The organism is Nocardia farcinica, from assembly GCF_029867845.1.
Lineage (GTDB): Bacteria > Actinomycetota > Actinomycetes > Mycobacteriales > Mycobacteriaceae > Nocardia > Nocardia farcinica_A.
In genome coordinates, this window is record NZ_JARWRU010000969.1 from 1 (window position 1) to 1042 (window position 1042).

1 protein-coding gene and 1 pseudogene are annotated in these 1042 nt (G+C 74.4%); both read left to right on the plus strand.

Translation table 11 applies throughout. From position 1 onward, the window contains the following. Positions 1-839: carboxyl transferase domain-containing protein (locus tag QH283_RS21370; RefSeq protein WP_280504756.1), on the plus strand; the 839-nt coding region annotated here is incomplete at its 5' end. A 66-nt stretch (positions 840-905) separates the two neighbouring features. Beyond that, a pseudogene (locus QH283_RS21375) lies at positions 906-1042 on the plus strand (aldo/keto reductase); the annotation flags it as partial.

A 1042-nucleotide genomic window follows, 5' to 3' on the forward strand; every position in this document is an offset into this window, starting at 1 on the left:
CGGCGGCGGGCCGGACCCGGCGCGGCGGGGAGCACGTCGCAGGAACCGATGTGCCGCGGGCGGATTCGCCGACCTGGCGTTCGGTGCTGATCTCCCGCCGCCCCGACCGTCCCGGTGTGCGCGAGCTGCTGCGCCACGCCACCCAGCGCGTGCCGCTCAGCGGTACCGGCCAGGGTGAGGCCGATCGCACCACCCTGCTCGCGCTGGCCCGCTTCCGCGGTCAGCCGTGCGTGGTGTTCGGGCACGACCGCGCGGGCCGCCACGGCGAGCACATGGGACCGGCGGCGTTGCGGGAGGCGCGCCGCGGTATGGCGCTGGCGAACGAGCTGCGGTTGCCGCTGGTGCTGGTGATCGACACCGCGGGCGCGGCGTTGTCGAAGGAGGCCGAGGAGCGCGGCCTCGCCCCGGAGATCGCGCGCTGCATCTCCGACCTGGTCACCCTGGACATCCCGACCGTCTCGATCCTGCTCGGCCAGGGCACCGGCGGCGGCGCGCTGGCGTTGTTGCCCGCCGACCGGGTGCTGGCCGCCACCCACGCCTGGCTGGCCCCGTTGCCGCCGGAGGGCGCGAGCGCGATCGTGTACCGCGATGTCGAGCACGCCCCGGAGCTGGCCGTCGCGCAGCGCATCGGCGCGGCGGAGCTGCGCGCCGACGGCGTGGTGGACCGGATCGTGCCCGAGCGCCCGGACGCCGCCGACGAGCCGGTGGAGTTCGCGCGCCGGGTGGTCGCCTCGGTGGCCGAGGAGCTGGCGGCGCTGCGCGACCTGCCGGTGGAGAAGCTGCGTGAGAGCCGTCACCTGCGCTATCGCCGCCTCGGGATGCCGGGCGCCGGGCTGTGAAGGAGCCCGGCGAACACACCTGCCACCGTCGTTGACGGCTCGCCCGCGCACTTCTACGGTCGCAAGGTGACCTTCCGCAGCGATACCTCCGCCGTGCCGTCGATCGTGCTCAACGATGGCAACCTGATTCCTCAGCTCGGCTTCGGGGTGTTCCAGGTCCCGCCCGAGAACACCGTCGAGGTGGTCACCGCGGCCCTGAAATC